The sequence below is a fragment of the Candidatus Albibeggiatoa sp. nov. BB20 genome (genome assembly GCA_016744725.1).
Taxonomy (GTDB): domain Bacteria; phylum Pseudomonadota; class Gammaproteobacteria; order Beggiatoales; family Beggiatoaceae; genus Albibeggiatoa.
Genome location: JADGDW010000096.1, coordinates 1 through 7925 on the forward strand (window position 1 = coordinate 1; position 7925 = coordinate 7925).

General features: G+C 38.5%; 6 protein-coding genes and 1 pseudogene. 4 read left to right on the forward strand and 3 right to left on the reverse strand.

The features are described 5' to 3' along the window. Together ABXH34_RS11500 and orn are read right to left on the reverse strand one after the other, a co-directional pair. On the reverse strand, window positions 1–629 hold a 629-nt coding region (locus ABXH34_RS11500; RefSeq protein ID WP_353572029.1), incomplete at its 3' end, for a Fic family protein. 306 nt (window positions 630–935) lie between these two features. Then, a complete protein-coding gene (gene orn, locus ABXH34_RS11505) occupies window positions 936–1475 on the reverse strand; it encodes an oligoribonuclease (RefSeq protein WP_353572030.1) in 540 nt (179 codons plus the stop codon). A gap of 106 nt (window positions 1476–1581) precedes the next feature. Here orn and ABXH34_RS11510 point away from each other — a divergent pair, with 106 nt between their 5' ends. Beyond that, window positions 1582–2823 (forward strand): M48 family metallopeptidase, encoded by a 1242-nt coding sequence (locus tag ABXH34_RS11510; protein WP_353572031.1) that lies wholly within the window; start codon window positions 1582–1584, stop codon window positions 2821–2823. 64 nt (window positions 2824–2887) lie between these two features. Here ABXH34_RS11510 and ABXH34_RS11515 read toward each other — a convergent pair whose 3' ends face one another. Continuing rightward, window positions 2888–3538, reverse strand: coding sequence for a hypothetical protein (locus ABXH34_RS11515; protein WP_353572032.1), 651 nt, complete (start codon window positions 3536–3538; stop codon window positions 2888–2890). A gap of 263 nt (window positions 3539–3801) precedes the next feature. Here ABXH34_RS11515 and ABXH34_RS11520 point away from each other — a divergent pair, with 263 nt between their 5' ends. From ABXH34_RS11520 to ABXH34_RS11530, 3 genes and pseudogenes are all read left to right on the forward strand, one after another. Next, window positions 3802–5967 (forward strand): ATP-binding protein, encoded by a 2166-nt coding sequence (locus ABXH34_RS11520; RefSeq protein ID WP_353572033.1) that lies wholly within the window; start codon window positions 3802–3804, stop codon window positions 5965–5967. Window positions 5968–5981: 14 nt separating this feature from the next. Next, a complete protein-coding gene (locus ABXH34_RS11525) occupies window positions 5982–7529 on the forward strand; it encodes an HD domain-containing phosphohydrolase (protein ID WP_353572034.1) in 1548 nt (515 codons plus the stop codon). 123 nt (window positions 7530–7652) lie between these two features. Next, window positions 7653–7925: pseudogene (locus tag ABXH34_RS11530) on the forward strand (hypothetical protein); the annotation flags it as partial.

The window sequence follows — 7925 nt, forward strand, 5'->3', positions numbered from 1 at the left end:
ACAAGATACAGAATGTTAATAATTCGCCCCGTTCTTCCGTTGCCATCAAAGAAAGGGTGTATGCTTTCAAATTGATGGTGAATAACAGCCATTTTGACCAATGGATCAACATCAGACAATGCATCATCATTAATATATTGCTCCAAATTACTCATCAATCTTTCAACTTCTTCAGGTTGTTGTGGTGGCGTATAAACAACCTCACCCGTTGCCGCATTTTTAAGAGCTGTTCCCAACTGTTTGCGAAAGCCTGCATTATTCCCTTCTAATTTGGCTTGTATCTGCTTAATGTAATTAAGAGTAAGTATTTTTCTATCACGTACCAGTTCAAAGCCTGTTCTGAGTGCATACGCATAATCTTGTACTTCTTTTGTTGCAATATCTAGGCGTAATTCTGTCTGCAATTCTGCTTGAAACAGTGCATCTTGAGTCGTGATGATATTTTCAACGGCTGAACTGTCTTTTGCTTCTTGTAGAGTTAACATATTAATCAATATTCGCTCGTTTGGAATCATTGCAGCAATGCCCTTCAACTCAGCTAAATACCGATGTGCTGATGCCGCTTTTTTTAAAACCGCTTTAGTTTCAATCTCCATATCAAGAGGTAATGCATTGAGTTGCCAAGTCATAATATATTTATTTTCAATTAGTAAACGTTTTTTTTATTATAGCAGGACAACCATGAAATCTTGCAGAAACAGATAGAGTCAAAGGAGGCCAATCGGTTAACACTAATATTGGCATATCCAATAAAATTAAAGGCAGACATTACCCAACCAAACTCAACATTGAATGATATTCACATGCAAGAATACCTCACTTCAAAAAATGGCTATATTTTTGAGTGCAGCATCCCTATTTTGGTAATGCCTATGTAACAACCCTATCAAAATAGCAACCAAATATTCGCCATTATATACAAGCCAATGATGCGATTACTTCAAAAGCTGCTGCCGATAATATCTTAATTCAGCAATAGATTCGTAAATATCAGCTAAAGCAAGATGTTCATTCTTTTTTTCAAATTCGAGTACTTGAGGATGCCAGCGGCGTTTCAACTCTTTCAAGGTACTCACATCAATATGTCGATAATGAAAATACTGTTCCAAATCAGGCATAAAACGGCATAAAAAACGTCTATCTTGACAAATGCTATTGCCACACATCGGTGAAGTATTCGGGGGGATGTGTTGACGTAAAAAAAGCAAAGTCTGCGCTTCCGCATCAGCAAGAGAAGTCTTACTGGCGAGCACTTTCGCGGTTAATCCAGAATTACCATGATGCCTTGTATTCCAATCATCCATTCCATTCATAATCTCTTCTGATTGGTGGATAGCGAGTACAGGCCCCTCTGCCACAACATCAAGCTTGACATCAGTAACCAATGTCGCAATCTCTATAATGGTGTCGGAAGTCGGGTCGAGTCCCGTCATTTCCAAATCGATCCAAATGAGATTGTGAGAGTTTTGTGACATTCTGGATTATCCTTAGTAAAATACAATGTTTTGTAAATAGAATATTTTAACCTGCTTAAGTGCTAATAGTGTAGTATTTAATCAACTTTTTTGACAGGTGGACAAAATGAATAGTTTAACTGTGGTTTTTCTCAGTGTGGTTGCGATTGGTGTCGCGATTCAAATATGGTTAGCCCAACGCCAAACACATAGTATTAAAACCCATCAATCTACTGTACCCGATGCCTTTGCAGAAAAAATCAATTTAGATTCGCACCAAAAAGCCGCTCGTTATAGTTTAGAAAAGCTTGGTTTCGGACAGAAAATACTCATCTTTGAAACCATCTTGCTATTAATTTGGACAGTCGGCGGCTTGCTAAATTGGTTGGATCAAACTGGGCAAACCCTAGGCTGGTCGCAGTTATGGACCGGGGTTGCAGTATTATTGAGCATGAGTTTTGTCGGCACATTATTAGAACTACCGATTGATTTATATCGCACATTTAAAATTGAAGAAAAATATGGATTTAATCACACTAGCTTAGGCTTATTTTTCTCCGACATGTTTAAAGGGCTTTTAGTGGGTTTAGTCATCGGCGTACCGTTTTTAGCTTTGATTTTGTGGCTGATGGAATCCATGGGCGAATTTTGGTGGTTATACGTTTGGGTTGTATGGATGGGCTTCAGCTTACTAATGATGTGGGCGTATCCTACGATCATCGCACCGTTATTTAATAAATTTGAACCATTGGAAGACGGTGAATTAAAACAACAAATTGTTGAATTGCTCGAACGTAATGGTTTTGCCAGCAATGGAATTTTTGTAATGGATGGCTCAAAACGTTCAGCGCATGGCAATGCCTATTTTACAGGTTTAGGCAGTAATAAGCGGATTGTGTTTTTTGATACCTTATTGAGAGATTTAACCAATGATGAAGTGGTTGCGGTTTTAGCCCATGAGGTGGGACATTTTAAACGTAAACATATTCAAAAACGTTTAATTTCGATTTTTGCGTTTAGTTTAATTGGTTTGGCCTTATTGGGTTGGTTAATGCAGCAATCGTGGTTTTTCACAGGTTTAGGGGTTGAGGAAACATCAACTTATGCCGCTTTAGCTTTATTCAGTTTGGTGATGCCTGCGTTTACCTTTTTTATGAGTCCAATTATGTCATGGGCTTCGCGTAAACATGAATTTGAGGCTGATGATTTTGCTGCTGAGCAGTCTAATCCTAAACACTTAATTCAGGCATTGGTCAAATTGTATAAAGAAAATGCCAATACTTTAACCCCTGATGCTTTGTATTCTGCATTTTATGATTCGCATCCGCCTGCCCCTGTGCGAGTTGCGCATTTGATGGCAAAATTGTAAAAGTATCGCGTTTGAAAATCAGGATTGGCAGTATTTTAAGGATTGCCAGTCCGATTGTGGTTTCTTACTGTTTTTTCGCAATATACCAGCTAAACGTACAATTGGCCTGAAAATAGGGTTTTGATACATTATCCATTTGAATTGGAGCTAACTGGGTTATTTCACACGACTTCAGATTGAATAAACCTTGAGGCGGATTGCTATAAAAACGATCTAAAAATTTCAAAATATGCCCTTCATGTAAACTGGCCAATTGAATATTCAGATTACTTTCCAAAACTTTACAGTCAGGTGTATCCCCCGCCCAATTTAGTAAATACTCGTTTGATTTCTCACTGATATGCCAATCGGCTGAAAACAACTGTAAATCCAACTTGGTTTTATCGACAATCCGTATCGTATAATCACGTAACTCTAATAACTGCTCAGCAAAAGAAAGGCTATCTCGTTCAGTATAAAATTGTCGCTGTACTAATGTTTCATAATCTTTTAGATAATCTTGTTGCACGATGTCTAAAGAACTTTGCACATCCTTAAACTTTTTTTTAACATCCTTCAAGTTATGATCTTGCTGTTGTTTCCAGTCTTTCATATACTGAAAGTAATGATAACCACCCCACACCATCCCAATACTAAGTGCTATGCTTAATACAAATAAAATCAATGCTTTACTAATAGCCTGCCAATCAAAACGCGGTTTTGAATCTTCATACATAATGCGGTGCTTTATAATTAAACTTAACAGTTTGGCTTAACATCCAATATAATATGGCATAATGTCCATTCTGAATGGGGTTGCAATATTGATTTATGTAGCTTAACCCAAAAAATAAAATGAATAATGACTTATCGCTTAAGGCTTAATATTAACAGAGCCTTGCAAGCAAAACCAATCATGACTTAACTAGGTCACTATTTTGCATAATGTTCATGCGAATAAACACACATAAGTGATGATAAGCATAAAAGAAAACACGCATGTTGCATTTTTACTCGCCTAGGCAAATATTTGCCAAAATATCTCTACGTACCTTACTCGTGGTTTTATTTGCAATTCAAATTTTCGTAGCAGTAGGTTTAACAGGTTATCTTTCATTTATCAATGGACAAAAAGCCGTTGATGACTTGGCAAGCCAGCTACAAGAAGAAGTAACCAGCCGAATCCATCAGCATTTAAAAGCGTATTTGGAAACCCCACATTTGATTAATAAAAATCACTATAATGCAGCCGAATTAGGTCTGTTAGATGTTGATGACCCCGTTTTATTAGGACGCTTCTTTTGGTATCAACTCCAAATATTTGATTCTGTCAGCACTATTTACTTTGGCAATAAACAAGGTGGAATCGTGGTTGCGGGACGGCAAACTGATGGCTCATTCAATATTGAACAAACTCAAGATTTTGTGGCAGGCCCTTATCAAATTTTTGATTCAAATAGTGAAGGGATCAGAAGCAGCCAGCCGACACGGATTGCAGACGATTTTGATGCTCGTAAACGACCTTGGTACAAAGCCGCTGAAGAAGCTACCCAAGCCGCATGGAGTGAAATTTTTGTTATTTATGCACGTAAAAATCTTGGGATTGCTGCCAACTTACCGATTTATAATAAAGACAATACCGAATTAAAAGGTGTATTTACCACCCAGCTTGTGGTTTCTCAAATTGCTAATTTCTTAGGTGAATTAGAAATTGGTAAAACAGGCAAAACCTTTATTATGGAACGTAATGGATTGTTGGTGGCTTCGTCTACAGGAGAATTACCGTTCATCATGATAGATGACAATCCTGCTAATGCTCAACGCCTGAAAGCCACGGCCAGTACTGATAAACTGGTGCGTTCTTCAGCCCTATATTTAGAACAAACCTTTGATGATTTACATCATATTAGTGTGGGTCAGCGTTTCATGGTCGATATTGATGGCGAAGAACATTATATCGAGGTCACGCCACTGCGAGATAATCGTGGTTTAGATTGGTTAATTGTAGTTGCTGTGCCTGAAAGTGACTTTATGGAACGCATTAACGAAAATACCCGCACTACCATTTTCCTCACACTATGTGCTTTAATTATCGCTATTTTGATTGGTATTTTGACCTCTCGTTGGATTATTCACCCGATTCTGTCTTTAACCAATACCGCGCAAAAATTATCTATGGGTCAATGGGATGAGCCTTTGCCTGTCGAGCGTTCTGATGAATTAGGTTTATTAGCCGATGCGTTTAATAGCATGGTTGGACAGTTAAAAGAATCCTTTGCGGCTTTGGAAACGAAAAATACTGAAATTCAGACTTTAAATGCAGATTTAGAGCAAAGAGTGGCACTGCGTACCGCTGATTTAAATACCAAAATGGATGAATTGGTACAAACCCGTAACGAATTATTACAAAGTGAAAAAATGGCCTCTCTAGGTCGCTTGGTAGCAGGATTTGCCCACGAGATTAATACCCCAATTGGAGTTGCGGTTGGTGCAGCATCAACCTTAAATGAAGTGGCTCGCCAAGTAAACGCGCTATTACAATATGATGAAGTCGATGAACATGAATTATTGTCACTCCTAGAAAGTGTAGATGAGGCCGCCGATTTAACCTTATCTAACTTACGCCGTGCAGTACGCTTAGTCAGCAGTTTTAAACGTACTGCGGTTGACCAAAGTTCAGAAACAGCGCGTTTATTTGATGTCTATGAAACCGTTGAAGATGTCAATAATAGCTTGTACAACAAATTCAAAAATACCTCGATTCAAATTAGTGTAGATTGCCCGTCGCCATTGACCTTATATGGCTTCCCTGGGGCATTAGACCAAATTCTCACCAATTTAATGATGAATAGCTTGGTTCATGCGTTTGATGAGGGCAAGATAGAAGGACAAATTCGGATTGAGACCCTCTTAAAAGGTGAAAAACTGTGTATTATATATACAGATACGGGCAAAGGCATGGGTCAAGAAGCATTGAATAATATTTTTGAACCATTTTTTACCACTCGACGTGGCAAAGGCGGCACTGGGTTAGGCATGTATATTTGCTATAATCTAGTCACTAGCCAATTATCTGGCACTATAGCTTGTCAAAGTGAATTAGGTGAAGGAACGGTATTTACCATTGAATATCCAGTACATACCTCTGTACCCGAAGATGTGTAAAAGGTGGTGTTAATATGAAATTAATTCGCAAAAATAAAGCACCAAAGGATGGTGGCTCTAGCGAACCTGAACCGATAATCAAGCCTAAGCAAACCAATGTACCGTGGAAGGTGTTGATTGTTGATGATGAGCCTGATGTCCATGCTATTACGCGCTTAAATTTAAAAAGCTTTGATTTTGCGGAAAAAAATTTAATGTTCTTGCAAGCGATGTCCGCGCGTGAAGCCAAAGAAATTTTGCAAAAAGAAGAAAATATTGCTGTAGCCTTAGTCGATGTGGTAATGGAAGAAGAAGATGCAGGCCTTAAATTGGTTGAATACATCCGTAATGACTTAGGCAATAAAATGATTCGGCTGGTGATTCGTACGGGACAACCGGGAGTTGCACCAGAAAGATTGGTTGTTGATCGCTATGATATTGATGATTATAAAGATAAAACTGAACTGACTGCGCAAAAATTATATACAACCATTCGTTCAGCCCTGAAATCGTACCGTGATTTATCCACAATTAATACTAACCGTATCGGTTTGCACAAAATTTTAGATGCCGCATCAGATTTGCATCAACCTCAGTCTATGAGTCAGTTTTTTGATGGGATTTTGACTCAAATTATTGGGTTGTGTAATTTAGGTGAAAATAATCTGATTTCGACAATCAGTAGCGGCTTGGTGATTACCTCCAGTGATGAGCGGATTGAAGTACAAGCAGGGACGGGACGTTTTGCTAATCTTGGTGCTATTCATGAAATTCAAACCGAGGTACAGAAAATTGTTCAAACCTGTACAGACAGTATTGAAACGGGTGATAAGCCTGAAGAATTGCCAGAAAATATTATTCCTATACCTTTGAAATTACATGATAAAGTGTTAGGATTTGTTTGTTTAGAAAATGCCTTGCAGCTTAGCAAAGATGACCGTAATTTAATTGAGATTATGGCACACCAATGTGCTACAGCATTAGAAAACTTGAGACTCTATGTCGATTTGAAAGAAGCCAATCGGCAGACACTGCACATGCTAGCAGTCGCTGCTGAGTATAAAGATAAAGATACGGGCGATCACATTAATCGCTTAGCCCGTTACACAACCCAGCTTTCACTTGAGTTAGGTTTATCCAAGCAAGAATCCGAAAATTTTGGTATTTCCAGCATGTTACATGATATTGGGAAAATCGGTATTCCAGATGCTATTTTACAAAAACCTGGAAAGCTAACGGTAGAAGAATTTGATGTGATGAAAACCCATCCTGTATTGGGTACAGAAATTTTAGGTAAAAATAAATGGTTTAGTACCGCCTATAATATTTCCAATGGACATCATGAACGTTGGGATGGCAATGGCTATCCACAAGGGATTCCAGCGGCAGATACGCCATTAGAAGCTCGGATTGTGGCCGTAGCTGATGTGTTTGATGCACTGACCCATAAACGTTGTTATAAGGAAGCATGGCCTGTGGATAAATCTTTGGCTGTGATTCAAGAAGATGCGGGTAAACACTTTGACCCTGAAGTGGTAGAGGCTTTAATTCGCTTACATGAACGAGGTGAAATAGAGCTCTAGTATGAGCCAGTATGAATCTAGGACTAGCGGTCTTATTTCCGTCATATTTCAAAGTATTAAGTCTGCTAATCCTTGTTCAAAAATCGCCTATCCAAAATCGAAAATACCATTGAGGGTTTTGATATGAAAATTAGTTTAACCCGTAAAAAGCCAATACCAGAACCATTTAGTCAGCCGCCTTGGAAAATATTGGTGGTGGATGATGACGCTGACGTGCGGAAATTAGCACATTTAAACTTAAAAGGTTTTGAGTTTGAAGGTAGGGCCTTAAAATTTTTTGATGCAAAAACTGCCCAAGAAGCCAGAGAAATATTAGAACATCAACCCGATGTTGCCGTTGCATTGATTGACGTGGTCATGGAAACGGAAGACGCAGGTTTAAAATTAGTAGAGCAT